Source organism: Microbacterium sp. CCH5-D1 (genome assembly GCF_001557335.1).
Taxonomy (GTDB): domain Bacteria; phylum Actinomycetota; class Actinomycetes; order Actinomycetales; family Microbacteriaceae; genus Microbacterium; species Microbacterium oxydans.
This window is the reverse complement of the sequence record NZ_LSJW01000186.1, coordinates 1-12352: the sequence shown is the minus strand read 5'-3', so window position 1 is coordinate 12352 and position 12352 is coordinate 1. Positions and strand designations below refer to the sequence as shown.

Annotated in this window: 14 protein-coding genes and 1 pseudogene; 8 read left to right on the top strand and 7 right to left on the bottom strand. The window is 69.5% G+C overall.

The genetic code is table 11. From position 1 onward, the window contains the following. The first annotated feature begins 112 nt into the window (after positions 1 to 112). Complete coding sequence (locus AX744_RS11255) at positions 113 to 727, top strand: ClpP family protease (RefSeq protein WP_061016928.1); 615 nt, start codon at positions 113 to 115, stop codon at positions 725 to 727. After that, the gene (locus AX744_RS11250) at positions 724 to 1314 is read left to right on the top strand and encodes a ClpP family protease (RefSeq protein WP_061016926.1); all 591 of its coding nucleotides are present in this window, start codon (positions 724 to 726) and stop codon (positions 1312 to 1314) included. The genes AX744_RS11255 and AX744_RS11250 overlap by 4 nt, the downstream gene beginning before the upstream one ends. Before the next feature lie 144 nt (positions 1315 to 1458). Here AX744_RS11250 and AX744_RS11245 read toward each other — a convergent pair whose 3' ends face one another. The 4 genes from AX744_RS11245 to AX744_RS11230 all read right to left on the bottom strand — a co-directional run bounded on the left by AX744_RS11245 (position 1459) and on the right by AX744_RS11230 (position 4019). Continuing rightward, positions 1459 to 1788, bottom strand: a complete 330-nt coding sequence (locus AX744_RS11245; RefSeq protein ID WP_046748607.1) for a helix-turn-helix domain-containing protein — start codon at positions 1786 to 1788, stop codon at positions 1459 to 1461. 66 nt (positions 1789 to 1854) lie between these two features. After that, positions 1855 to 2772: a helix-turn-helix domain-containing protein gene (locus AX744_RS11240; RefSeq protein ID WP_061016922.1), complete on the bottom strand. Its 918-nt coding sequence runs from the start codon at positions 2770 to 2772 to the stop codon at positions 1855 to 1857. A gap of 69 nt (positions 2773 to 2841) precedes the next feature. After that, positions 2842 to 3330: a MarR family winged helix-turn-helix transcriptional regulator gene (locus tag AX744_RS11235; RefSeq protein WP_061016929.1), complete on the bottom strand. Its 489-nt coding sequence runs from the start codon at positions 3328 to 3330 to the stop codon at positions 2842 to 2844. Between the two features lie 29 nt (positions 3331 to 3359). Continuing rightward, complete coding sequence (locus tag AX744_RS11230) at positions 3360 to 4019, bottom strand: GTP cyclohydrolase II (protein ID WP_061016920.1); 660 nt, start codon at positions 4017 to 4019, stop codon at positions 3360 to 3362. Between the two features lie 128 nt (positions 4020 to 4147). On the opposite strand from AX744_RS11230, the gene AX744_RS11225 reads away from it, so the two are divergent. Beyond that, positions 4148 to 5167, top strand: a complete 1020-nt coding sequence (locus AX744_RS11225; protein WP_061016918.1) for a zinc-dependent alcohol dehydrogenase family protein — start codon at positions 4148 to 4150, stop codon at positions 5165 to 5167. Here the strand turns inward: AX744_RS11225 and AX744_RS11220 are convergent. After that, positions 5157 to 6086 carry a DMT family transporter gene (locus AX744_RS11220; RefSeq protein WP_061016916.1) on the bottom strand — a complete coding sequence of 310 codons (930 nt, stop codon included), beginning with the start codon at positions 6084 to 6086 and terminating at the stop codon, positions 5157 to 5159. The genes AX744_RS11225 and AX744_RS11220 overlap by 11 nt on opposite strands. Before the next feature lie 170 nt (positions 6087 to 6256). On the opposite strand from AX744_RS11220, the gene AX744_RS11215 reads away from it, so the two are divergent. Next, positions 6257 to 7096, top strand: a complete 840-nt coding sequence (locus AX744_RS11215) for a sulfurtransferase (protein WP_058632828.1) — start codon at positions 6257 to 6259, stop codon at positions 7094 to 7096. On the opposite strand, the gene AX744_RS11210 is transcribed toward AX744_RS11215, so the two are convergent. Continuing rightward, positions 7084 to 8007, bottom strand: a complete 924-nt coding sequence (locus tag AX744_RS11210; protein ID WP_046748613.1) for a hypothetical protein — start codon at positions 8005 to 8007, stop codon at positions 7084 to 7086. The two genes, AX744_RS11215 and AX744_RS11210, sit on opposite strands and share 13 nt — an antisense overlap. Positions 8008 to 8315: 308 nt before the next feature. Between AX744_RS11210 and AX744_RS11205 the strand changes: the two genes are divergently transcribed. From AX744_RS11205 to AX744_RS11195, 4 genes and pseudogenes are all read left to right on the top strand, one after another. Continuing rightward, positions 8316 to 8966 (top strand): hypothetical protein, encoded by a 651-nt coding sequence (locus tag AX744_RS11205; protein ID WP_061016914.1) that lies wholly within the window; start codon positions 8316 to 8318, stop codon positions 8964 to 8966. Further along, the gene (locus tag AX744_RS11200) at positions 8963 to 9319 is read left to right on the top strand and encodes a hypothetical protein (RefSeq protein ID WP_046748615.1); all 357 of its coding nucleotides are present in this window, start codon (positions 8963 to 8965) and stop codon (positions 9317 to 9319) included. The genes AX744_RS11205 and AX744_RS11200 overlap by 4 nt, the downstream gene beginning before the upstream one ends. A 75-nt stretch (positions 9320 to 9394) precedes the next feature. Further along, positions 9395 to 9532: a hypothetical protein gene (locus tag AX744_RS20310; RefSeq protein WP_157543588.1), complete on the top strand. Its 138-nt coding sequence runs from the start codon at positions 9395 to 9397 to the stop codon at positions 9530 to 9532. A 66-nt stretch (positions 9533 to 9598) separates the two neighbouring features. Next, positions 9599 to 11032: pseudogene (locus AX744_RS11195) on the top strand (MFS transporter). A gap of 12 nt (positions 11033 to 11044) precedes the next feature. Here the strand turns inward: AX744_RS11195 and purB are convergent. Beyond that, positions 11045 to 12352, bottom strand: a 1308-nt coding sequence (gene purB, locus AX744_RS11190; protein ID WP_061016912.1) for an adenylosuccinate lyase, incomplete at its 5' end; no start/stop codon positions are given.

The window sequence follows — 12352 nt, the reverse complement described above, 5'->3', positions numbered from 1 at the left end:
GCCCTGAGCGGCTCTGCCCTGAGCGGATGTCTCCCACCGGCATCCGCTCAGGGCAGAGCCGCTCAGGGCGGATTCGCGCCGTCCGCGATGTGCTGCGGCCGATGCTGGGGGCATGAGCGAAGACAACCCCATCCCGCAGTTCGGTCCCGAAGCCCGGCGCGCGCTGTTCCATGAGCGGGTGCTCGTGCTCGACGGCACCCTCGACGACGACAACGGCACGATGCTGATGACGCAGCTGCTCGCGCTGTCAGCCGAGGACCCCACGGCAGACATCGCCCTGTGGATCCACTCGCCCGGTGGGTCCGTGCCCTCGATGCTCGCGATCCGCGACATCATGCGGCTGATCCCCAATGATGTCGCGACCCTGGCTCTCGGCCTCGCGTGCAGCGCCGGGCAGTTCCTGCTCTCCGCCGGCACCCCGGGCAAACGTCGGGCGCTTCCGCACGCTCGGATCCTCATGCATCAGGGGTCCGCGGGCATCGGCGGCTCCGCGGGAGAGCTCGAGACGCAGGCCGACGACCTGCGGCACATGCGCGACACCGTGCTCGGACTGATCGCCGACGACACCGGTCAGCCGGTCACGCGCATCTTCGAGGACTCGCTGCACGACCGCTGGTACACCGCGACGCAGGCGCAGGACTACGGCTTCATCGACGGGATCGTGGCCTCGATCGGCGAAGTGATGCCGCGACGACGCGCGCGCGTCGGTCTGGGGGTGGACGCATGAGCACCTACTCGATCCCCAACGTCATCGCGCAGCATCCCCGAGGCGAGCGCATCATGGACGTGTACTCGCATCTGCTCGCGGAGCGCGTCATCTACCTCGGCACCGGCATCGATGCGGGGGTCGCGAACGCCCTTATCGCGCAGCTGCTGCACCTCGACGCGGACGGCCCGGAATCCGGCATCCAGTTCTACATCAACAGCGAGGGCGGCGATCCAGGGGCCGCGCTGGCGATCTACGACACCATGCAGCACATCCGTCCGCGCATCGCGACGACCTGCGTCGGCCAGGCCATCGGCCCCGCGGCGCTCCTGGTCGCTGCAGGAGACGTGGGGGAGCGGGCGGCCCTCGCCCACGCGCGCATCGTTCTGCATCAGCCCGCAGGGCAGTCGCGCGGTGCGATCCCCGACCTCATCCTCGCCGCCGACGAAGTGGTGCGGGTGCGTTCCGACATGGAGGAGATCCTGGCCAGGCACAGCGGTCGCACGGTCGCCGAACTCCGAGCCGACACAGACCGTGATCGGGTGTTCACGGCAGCCGCCGCGCTCGACTATGGACTGATCGACACCGTGCTGGGCGCGCGGAGCTGAGGCGGCGTCCGGGCTGCCGGACGGATGCATGAGCGACGGGCGGCTGCAGGACCGACGCGGGACCTGTGGTCATGCATCCGTCCGCCGCTCATGCAGATGACGGGTCAGGGACCAGATGACGGGTCAGCGACCACGGGTTCGGGGTCAGGCGGCGAGGGCGAACGCGCCACGCGAGGGGGCCGTCGATCGCAGACTGTCGGCCACGTCGCTGGTGAGCTCGATCAGACTCGTGTCGAGCGCACCGGCGATCGCGGCGATCATCTCGCTCGACGGCTCCTTCAACCCGCGTTCCACCTCGGAGAGGTACTGCGGCGAGACGCCGGCCTTCTCGGCGGTCTCGGTGAGCGTCTCCTCGCGGTCGTGGCGTCGACGACGCAGCTGGTCGCCGAGGAGGTGACGCCACAGCGGCTCGGGGTCGTTCGACTTCGGGCGGTCGGAGCGAGGAGTGTGCGGGAACGAGATCAGGTCGGCCATGCCTCACGATAGGCCGGGGTGTCCGGACGGTTCGAGCGGTTCTGCTCAGAGCAGAACAGCGGGTGCTCAGGCGTCCGCGTGATCAGGGGCGGAGTCCGTGGAAGCCGAGGAGCCGGCGCCTTCGGTCGAGGGGGAGGCGGCGGCATCCGTCGCCGCCCAGCTCGCGAGCATCCTCAACTTGTCGGCCGATGCCGTCCCTGGCTCCGCGGTGTAGGTCGAGAGGTGCAGCCCGGGATCGGCCGGGAGTTCGAAGGCCTCGTAGGAGAGCTCGATCTCCCCGACCACGGGATGCGTGATGCGCTTGACCCCGGTGCGGTGGAAGCGCACGTTGTGGGCGGCCCACAGCGTGCGAAACCGCTCGCTCCGCGTCGAGAGCTCGCCCACCAGGTCGGTGAGCTTCCGGTCGAACGGATTGCGTCCGGCTTCCCCGCGCATCGCGGCCACGAGCTCCTGCGTGTTCCGATCCCATTCGGGGTAGAACTCCTGCGCGGCCGGATCGAGGAAGGCGAAGCGCGCGCTGTTCGGCTGCGGCTGCGCGAACACGGGCGCGTAGAGGGCGCGACCCAGGGCGTTCGCCGCCAGGTAGTCGAAGTAGTTGTTGCGCACGATCGCCGGAGCTTCGGTCATGGCGTCGAGGAGGCGCAGGATGCTCGGACGCAGCTCTGTCGTCTTCTTCCGTGGTGCGCGCGCGACCGGCGAGGCGTTCGCGGCGCGGGCGAGGTCGAACAGGTGCGCGGTCTCGGCCTCATCCAGCTGGAGCGCACGGGACAGCGCATCGAGCACGCTGTCCGATGCCCCGGACAGGTCTCCGCGTTCGAGACGCGTGTAGTAGTCGACGCTGACCCCCGCGAGCAGCGAGACCTCCTCGCGGCGCAGTCCGGGAACGCGGCGGTTGCCGCCGAACGCCGGGAGTCCGGCCTGATCGGGGGTGATGCGTGCGCGCCTCGTGGAGAGGAACTCGCGCACCTCGCTGCGGGTGTCCATGCATCCGACGCTACGCGCTCGACGACCGGACAGGGAGGTACTGGCGGTACCGGTGACCCGGGCCGTACGTCAGAGGGCCGCGGTCACGCCGGGGAGCAGCTTTCCGAGGATCGCCCCCAGCTGCTCGCGCTCCTCGCCGGTGAGGGGGTCGAGCACGAGCTCCCGCACCTGCTCGACGTGCACGGGGGCCGCCGTGCGGAGCATCTCCCGTCCGGCCGGCGTCAGCGTGGCCGAGAGGGTGCGCTTGTCGGAGCCGCAGGAGGTGCGCTCGACCCAGCCGCGCTCCTCGAGCGAGTCCAGCGCGTGACTCAGGCGCGAGCGGCTGAGGCCGGCGATGCGGGCGAGCTCGGTCATGCTCACGGCGCTCTCACCCCGGCCGGCCAGGGTGATGAGGATGGCGTAGCGGGCGTGGTTGAGACCGACCTCTTCCTTCAGCGTGCGGTCGAGCACCTGAGGGAGCAGCTGCACGAAGCGGATGACCGGCAGCCAGGTATCCATCTCGGTGTCGTCGAGCCGACGCGGATTCTGCTCCGCCGTCCCGTCCGCCTCCGAGGTCATGATGCCCTCCCGTGCTGTCGCGCCTGCCGTCATGCCGCGGACAGGTCGAGGGTGTGCGCCGTGTGGTCGCGCTTGGCCTGCAGGTAGCGGGAGTTCGACTCCGACAGGTGCACCTGGGTGGGTACACGGTCGGTCACACGGACCCCGAGGGCTTCGAGCTGCACCGCCTTGTCGGGGTTGTTGCTCAGCAGGCGGATGCCGTCGACGCCGAGCGCGTGCAGCATCTGCGCCGCCACCGTGTAGTCGCGCTCGTCCTCACCCCGGCCCAGGGCGACGTTCGCCTCGTACGTGTCGAGGCCGGCATCCTGCAGGGCGTACGCGTCGAGCTTGGCGTACAGGCCGATGCCGCGCCCCTCCTGGCGCAGGTAGAGCAGGAAGCCGCCCTCCTCCGCGATGCGCTCCACGGCCTCGCGCAGCTGAGGGCCGCAGTCACAGCGTTCCGACCCGAACACGTCGCCCGTCAGGCACTCGCTGTGCGGGCGCACGAGCGGGGCCTCGCCGCCGTCCTCCGCGCGATCGATCGCCGCCCGCCAGTCGCCCAGCCCGAGCAGCAGGTGCTCGCGGCCGTCGGCCAGCCCGTCGAAGGTGACCACGTCGGCGGTCGTGGAGAAGCCGTCGCCGAATCGCAGCGGGACGCGGACGCGGGTGCGTTCCGTCGCGACCGGAGCGACGGTTGAACTTTCAATCATGCCGGGTGCAACGCGGCCTGCTGCGGAGTATTCCCCGTGGAGCGGATTCCGAGGGGTTCCCTCAGTACCTCCCATCCGCCGTGGAATCGGAGTTGACTGGGGGTCACGCGACAGAAGGAGCATCACGAATGCGCGGAGTAGTCATGCACGCCCCAGGCGACGTCCGGGTCGAGGACAGGGAGAAGCCCACCATCACGCGGCCGACCGATGCCGTGATCCGTATCACCGCGACCTGCATCTGCGGGTCCGACCTCTGGCCGTATCGCGGTGCGAACCCCGTGGAGCACGATCCGATGGGACACGAGTACGTCGGCGTGGTCGAGGCCATCGGTGACGAGGTGCAGACGCTGGAGGTCGGCGACTTCGTGGTCGGCTCCTTCATGGCATCAGACAACACGTGCGAGATCTGCCGAGCGGGATACCAGTCCCGGTGCGTGCACGTCGTCCCGATGGGCAGGTACGGCACGCAGGCCGAGTACGCGCTCATCCCGCACGCCGACGGCACCCTGGTCGTCACTCCAGGACAGCCGGACGCCGACCTCATCCCGTCTCTGCTCGCCGCATCCGACGTCCTGGGAACCGGATGGTTCGCCGCGGTCGCCGCCGAGGTGGGGCCGGGCAAGACCGTCGCGGTCGTCGGCGACGGCGCGGTGGGTCTGCTGGGCGTCCTGGCCGCACGCGAGCTCGGCGCGGAGCGCATCATCGCGATGAGTCGCCATGCCGATCGGCAGGCTCTGGCGCGCGAGTTCGGTGCCACCGACATCGTCGAGGAGCGGGGGGACGAGGGGGTCGCCCGCATCAAGGAGCTCACGGACGGACTCGGCGCGCACTCCGTGATCGAGGCGGTCGGCACGCAGGAGTCGATGATGCAGGCGATCCGCTCCACCCGTCCCGGCGGCCACGTCGGCTACGTCGGTGTCTCCCACGATGTCGCCCTCCCCGGCGAAGAGCTCTTCTTCTCCGGAGTGCATCTGCACGGCGGCCCTGCTCCCGTGCGGCGCTTCCTCCCCGAGCTCATCCAGCTGATCTGGGACCGGAAGATCGATCCGGGCAAGGTGTTCGACCTCACGCTGCCGCTCGAGGACGCGGCGGAGGGCTACCGCGCCATGGACGAGCGACGCGCCACGAAGGTGCTGCTCACGGTGTGACGTGCGGAGGCGTGGGCTCCTGCGGGCGTCGTCGCTGTCGCTGTCGCTGTCGCACGAGCTTCACCTCGCTCGCGAGGATCCCGAGCACGACGAGTGCGCCGCCGATGAGCGCGGTCGCGGGCAGGCGCTCGCCGGCGAGGCGTCCGATGACCCCCGCCCACACCGGCTCTCCCGCGTAGATGATGGTCGCGCGTGTGGGGGAGACCGACTTCTGCGCCCAGTTCATCGTCAGCTGGATCAGACAGCTCGCCGCTCCCAGTCCCACCGCGCAGCCGACCCAGATCCAGGAGAACTCGGGAACCCCCTCACCGACCACCGGCATGGTGAGCAGTCCCAGCAGGCCGGCCGTGAGCAGCTGCACGATCGTGATGCGTCCGAGGTCGATCTTCCCGGCGAACAGGCTGATCAGGATGATCTCGGCTGCGATCGGCAGGGTGCTGATCATGGTCGCGATCTCACCGGTGCCGAGCGTCAGGGCGAAGGCATCCGGCCCCGCGATGCACAGCAGCCCCACGAACGCCAGTCCCGCACCCGCGAACGCCATGGCCGGGGGACGCTTGCGGAACACGGCCCACTGGGCCAGCGGCACCATCGGCACGTACATCGCGGTGATGAACGCCGAGGTGCTGCTGTCGATGGTCTGCAACCCCAGCGTCTGCAGGCCGTAGCCGAGGTAGATCATGACGCCGATCGCGATGCCGGCGCCGATGTCGCGCCAGCGGATGCCGCGCAGAGCGCGTCGGAAGATCACGACGCTGATGAGCCCGGCGATGAGGAAGCGGATGCCGACGAAGAACCATGGCCCGGAGTGCTCCATGGCCCAGTGCACGAGCAGGAAGGTGCCGCCCCAGACCGCGGTGATCGCGATGAGCGCGGCTTCCTGGGGGCGCAGACGCATCCACCGGAGACGAGAGGGCATCGTTGCCCCTTTCTCGACGTTGCCGGATAGAGCCTAACGGGCCGCAGTCGTCGTTCGAATCGCGCGGATGGTGCCGAACAGCCGTCGGATCGAGTCAGTTGCGCGATGCGAAAGTGACGGGAGAAGACGGCCGGGCGCCGATGCCGCTGCGGACTCGGTAGCCTCGCAACATGAGCGACTTCGTGAGTGCCGTCGAACTGAACGACCTGCTGACCGGGGGTGCGCCGGTGCGTGTGATCGACGTGCGCTGGCGCCTCGATCGTCCCGACGCCGGACACGACGACTACCTCTCGGGCCACATCCCCGGCGCGGTGTTCGCCGCTCTCGACACCGAGCTCGCCACGCACGGCGAGGCCGCGGAGGGGCGCCACCCGCTCCCGTCCACGGCCACGCTCCAGGACGCGGCCCGTCGCTGGGGGGTGCGATCCGGCGACACGGTCGTCGCCTACGACGACTTCAAAGGCATCGCCGCAGCCCGCGCCTGGTGGCTCCTGCGGCAGGCCGGCGTCGACGTGCGCGTGCTCGACGGCGGCATCAGGGCATGGCGGGCTGAGGGGTTCGACATCGCGACGGACGACGTGAGTCCGGAGCCCGGCGATGTCGTGCTCGACCCGATCGGAGATGATGCGTTGTCGATCGACGAGGCCGCGGCCTTCCCGGCGTCCGGGGTGCTGATCGACGCGCGGGCCGCGGATCGGTACCGAGGCGACTCGGAACCGTTCGATCCCGTGGGTGGTCACATCCCCGGTGCGCGCAATCTTCCCGAACCCGTGCACTTCGACGCGGACGGGAAGATCCTCGACAGGGAGACGATCCTGGCGACCTTCGCCGAGGTCGGCGTGACCCCGGGGACGCCCGTTGCCGCGTACTGCGGTTCGGGTGTGACGGCTGCCCACACCGCACTTGTACTGCACGAGGTCGGCATCGAGGCCAAGGTCTTCCCCGGTTCGTGGAGCCAGTGGTCGAACACCCCGGGGCGTCCGGTCGCGGTCGGCGATCAGCCCGGTTGATCCTCGCGGGGGCCGTACCCCCACTGCAGGCCCAGCGCGCCAGGCCCGAAAGCCCGACGCACCAGGTGGACCGAGTTCCCGCGAGGCGGCGGGAGGGGGGTGATCGTGACCCCGTCCGGCGTCTCGATGTGCTCCTCGCACCAGTCCGGGATCGCGTCGGGGTGGAAGCGCGTCCACACCAGCAGCTCCCTGGCCTTCTGCGCCAGCGCGTGGCCGGTGTCGTGGGTCTCCGGGTAGTCGGGCGGATACTCGACCGACCACTCGACCATCGCGGTCTCCGGCGCTGTCAGGGGGACGTCGAGTTCGAACAGCACACCGTGCACCTCGCCGTCCGGGTGGGAGTAGCGCGCCGCGATCCTCCCCCCTGACACGGCCTTGAGCAACGGCGCCGGCGTGCGGACGCCCGGGGTGATCTCCAGGAACGGTATCGCCGTGATCGTGCCCACCGTCGACTGCACGATGCTGCGCGTGATGCTGTACGCGACGTTGCCGTCGGCCCCGACATCCGTCACCGAATGGGTGGTGAGCTCGCGGGAGGTGTCGGGGTAGGCCGCCCCCAGCGCCCGGAAGGCCTCGATCACGGCCACCTCGAGCTCCTCCTCGTCGATCGGGAACTGATTCGGCCCGAGGGGGCCCGTGCGATTGGTCGAGCGGAGCATCCTGCTCAGCGCGCCGACGCGGAGTCCGAGGAGCTCCTCGATGTCGGCGAGGGCTGCCAGCGACTGCGCGCCCTCCGGTCGCCTTGCGCCCGACCGCCAGTAGCTCAGGGTCGCCATCGACACGCGGTTGCCCCGCGCCTTGAGCTGCCGCTGCAGCCAGGACAGGGTCACCGGTTTGGCGTTTATCGCGTCGCGCAGGGCGCTCGCGAAATCATCGTGCTCGGCTCTGCGCGCGTCATCTTCGAGATTCATCACAGATCCCCTCCGGTATGTGAAGATCAGCGCTTTAGAGTGAGCATACGACCGCACGCGCGTACCTCAGGGGACCGGGTGGGCATGTGGGGTCACTTGGCCGTCTTCGCGGGCAGGGTGCCCGTGCCTGCGAACGACCGGCCTGACGCAGTGATGCCCCCCTTGCTGCGTATGTCGTGAAGCCCGGCAATCGATCTGGGGAGATCCGCCGGGCTTCACGAATCCTCTCCCCCCGCACGGCTCCCGGCGTCGCGGCCACGCAGCCTTGCGTAGACTGGGAGCAACACCCCGGAGGACTCAGGACCGTCATGTCTGCCCCTGCTCGCGCATTCACCATGCGCCACGTGCAATTGCTGCGCGCGCTGTTCGCCGCCGTCGCCGCGCTCATGATCACGTTCTCGTCTGATCACTCCGCACCCGTCGGTCTGTCCGTCTTCAGCGGTTTCGTGTTCCTCACGGCGCTCGTGCACGTGCTCGCCGCCTGGCTGGTGCTGCCGGCCGGATCGCGCTGGCCGTCCGTGCTGCTCGCCGCCGTCGGGGTGGTGGCCGGCCTCGTGAGCGGCATCCCCGTCTGGCGGTCTGACAATCTGTTCTTCGTCGTCGTCTCCTCCTGGGCGATCGTCAGCGGCGGCATCGAGCTGCTCGCCGGCATCCGCTCCCGTCGTGCCGGCGGCATGCTGTCCCGCGACGCGATCTCCGTGGGGGCGCTGGGCGTGCTGCTCGGTATCGCTCTGCTGCTGATCCCGTCCGGGTTCCTCCAGGAGTACACGATCGACGAGGCCGGCACGTTCGTGCTCTCCGGCATCATCCTGGGCGTCGGCATGTTCGGCGGCTACGCGGCGATCGTCGCGGTGTTCCTCGGCATCGCCGGCCTCACGCCGAAGCAGGCCGACGCGGTCACGACGGCATCCGATTCGAACGACAGCGCCGCTCCTGCGGGGCACGGAGGAGAGCGATGAGCGACGAGAAGCCCACCCGCCGGGACATTCTGCGACCCCTGCACCTGCTCCTCATCGCACTCGGCTGCGGTGTGTTCGCCATGGTCGTCACGCTGGTCTCCACCGGTGCCTTCACCGCGCGGGTGAACGCCTCCATCGCCAACGGCACATACGAGGGGCTGACCCCGATCGCCCTCGGACTCGTCGTGGGCGGCGGCGCGTTCATCGTGACGCTGCTGATCCTCGCGATGCTGATCCTCGCCGTCGATCCCGCCGACGTGACGAAGACGATCGATCGTCCCGTGCTGTACGACCCGGAGCCCGAGGGCGAGAACCCCGATTCCGCGGCGCCCGGTCGCTCCGCCTCCTCCTGATCCGATAGCCCCTCGAGCAGGTTCCGCGCGCGGGGCGGGTATCGCGTGGACTGCACCTGGCGGGACGGGAAGGTCGTGTCCTACGACGTGGTCGCCGACCGCGCACCGAACATGAGCAACGTGGTCGTGGTCGTCAACGGGGAACGTCGCAAGGTGAAGCCGGGCAACCCGAAGAACGGCAAGCCCATGCGCGACCTCGGTCCGGCGCACTGAGCAGGGGCGGCGAGAGGGACGGCGACGATCCGGAATACCGGTGGGGTGGATCGGCTTGCAACTGAGGTGACTGCCTCCGTCGACCGCGCCTCCATCGGACTCCGGTCGGAGCGCGGACCCATCCTCGGCGCGCTCATGCTCGCCACCGGGCTCATCGCGATCGACGCCACGATCCTCGCGACCGCCGTCCCGAGCATCGTGCGCGACCTCGGCAGCTACTAGCAGTTCCCCTGGCTGTTCTCCGTGTACCTCCTGGCGCAGGCCGTGAGCGTGCCCATCTACTCCCGCTTCGCGGACACCGTGGGCCGCAAGCCGATCATCCTGCTCGGCATCGCCCTGTTCCTGCTCGGGTCCATCCTCTGCGGGTTCGCCTGGAGCATGCCGGCGCTGATCGTGTTCCGCATCGTCCAGGGCATCGGAGCCGGTGCCGTCGCACCGATGTCGATGACCATCGTCGGTGACATCTACACGGTCGCCGAACGTGCCAAGGTGCAGGGATACGTCGCGAGCGTGTGGGCCATCTCCTCGGTGGTGGGTCCCGCGCTCGGCGGCATCTTCGCCCAGCTCGACGCCTGGCGATGGATCTTCTGGATCAACGTGCCCCTGTGTCTGATCGCCGGGTGGATGCTGCTGCGCAACTACAAGGAGCAGAAGCAGACCCAGAAGCACAGCATCGACTACGGGGGAGCGGTGCTGCTCACCATCGGGCTCACGGCGCTCATCCTCGGCATGCTGGAGGGAGGAAACGCCTGGGCGTGGCTGTCCGTGCAGAGCGTCCTCTGCTTCGGGATCGGCGTGGTCGCGCTGCTGGCCTTCGGGGTCGTGGAGCGCCGTGTCGCCGAGCCGATCGTCGACCTGCGGCTGGTGACGCGTCGGCTCATCCTCACGACCACGTTGGTCTCGCTCGGCATCGGCGCGCTCATGCTCGGTGTGACGAGCTTCGCCCCCGCCTACCTCGAGGGATCCATCGGCATCGCTCCCCTGCTGTCGGGTCTCGCGGTGGCAGCTCTGACCCTCGGCTGGCCGCTCGCCGCCGCGAACGCCGGACGGCTGTACCTGCGCATCGGCTTCCGTCGCACCACGCTCATCGGCATGAGCATCACGACGCTCGCCGCCATCATGCTCGCTGCCGTCGCCTCCTGGCCGAACCCGTTCGTCATCGCCGGCATCGCGTTCCTCCTGGGCTTCGGGCTCGGGTGGAGTGCGGCCCCGACGCTGATCGCCGCCCAGGCCTCGGTCGGCTGGGGCGAGCGCGGCGCGGTGACGGGGATGAACGCCTTCGCGCGGTCGGCGGGAAGCGCTGTGGGCGTCGCCGTGTTCGGCGCGATCTCGAATGCGGCCATCGCGCAGGGTGCGGGCGCGGACGACCCCGACACGATCATCCACGCGTCGGTGTGGGTGTTCGTCGCCGTCGCGGTGACCGCGGTTCTCACTCTCCTGGCGGCGTCGTTCATGCCGAAGGACAGGGTCGAGGAGCACTCCGGCGAGTCGGGCTCCTAGCTCCTCCCGGGTTCAGCGCGCGAGGCGCGCCGCGATGCCCGTGTAGGTGGCCGGGGTCAGCGCGAGCAGGCGCTGTTTGGCGGCGTCGCCGATCTCGAGGCCCTGCACGAACTCGGCGAGGTCGGCGGCACCGACCCGGTGACCGCGGGTGAGCTCCTTGAGGAGCGCGTACGGGTCGGTGATCGAGGAGCGGCCTGCCACGACCTCGGCGCGGATGACCGTCTGGATCGCCTCGGCGAGCACCTCCCAGTTCACGTCGAGGTCGGCGAGCAGCACGTCGCGCGACAGCGATATCGCGTTCAGGCCGCGGCGCAGGTTGTCGAGCGCGAGCAGCGAGTGCCCGAACGCGACGCCGATGTTGCGCTGCGTGGTGGAATCGGTGAGGTCACGCTGCAGGCGGCTCGTGACGAGCGTCTGGCCGAGCGATGCGAGCAGGGCTCCCGAGATCTCGAGGTTGGCCTCGGCGTTCTCGAAGCGGATCGGGTTGATCTTGTGCGGCATCGTCGACGAGCCGGTGGCACCCGCGACCGGGATCTGCGCGAAGTAGCCGAGCGAGATGTAGGTCCAGATGTCGGTGGCGAGGTTGTGCAGGATGCCGCCCGCGTGACGCACGCGGTCGTACAGCTCGACCTGCCAGTCGTGCGACTCGATCTGCGTCGTGAGGATGTTGAAGCCCAGGCCCAGTCCCTCGATGTACTCGCGGGCGATGGTCGGCCAGTCGGCGTCCGGGTCTGCCGCGAGGTGGGCGGACCAGGTGCCGGTCGCGCCGGAGAACTTCGCGAGATACTCGGAACCGGCGATCTGGCTGCGCACGCGCTCCAGGCGCCAGGCGAAGACCGCGAGCTCCTTGCCCATCGTCGAGGGCGTTGCGGGCTGGCCGTGCGTGCGCGAGAGCATCGCGGCGTCGGCGTGCTCGACCGCGAGCTCGCGCAGCTTCGCGATCACGGTGTCGAGGGCCGGGAGCCAGACCTCCTCGACCGCGCGCTTGACGGTGAGGGCGTAGGACGCGGAGTTGATGTCCTCGCTCGTCGCGGCGAAGTGCGTGAGCTCGGAGATGCGGTCGAGGCCGAGCGTCGAGAGCCGGTCGCGCACGAGGTACTCGATCGCCTTCACGTCGTGCTGGGTGACGGCTTCCTTCTCGGCGAGCCAGTCGATCTCGGCCTGACCGAAGTCGCGGTAGAGCGAACGCAGGCGCTCCTTGTCCTCGTCCGACAGCGGGCTCGTCTCGAACAGCGAACGGTCGGTGAGCGCGATCAGCCACTCGACCTCGACCTCGACGCGTGCCCGGTTCAGGCCCGCCTCGGACAGGAAGTCGGCGAG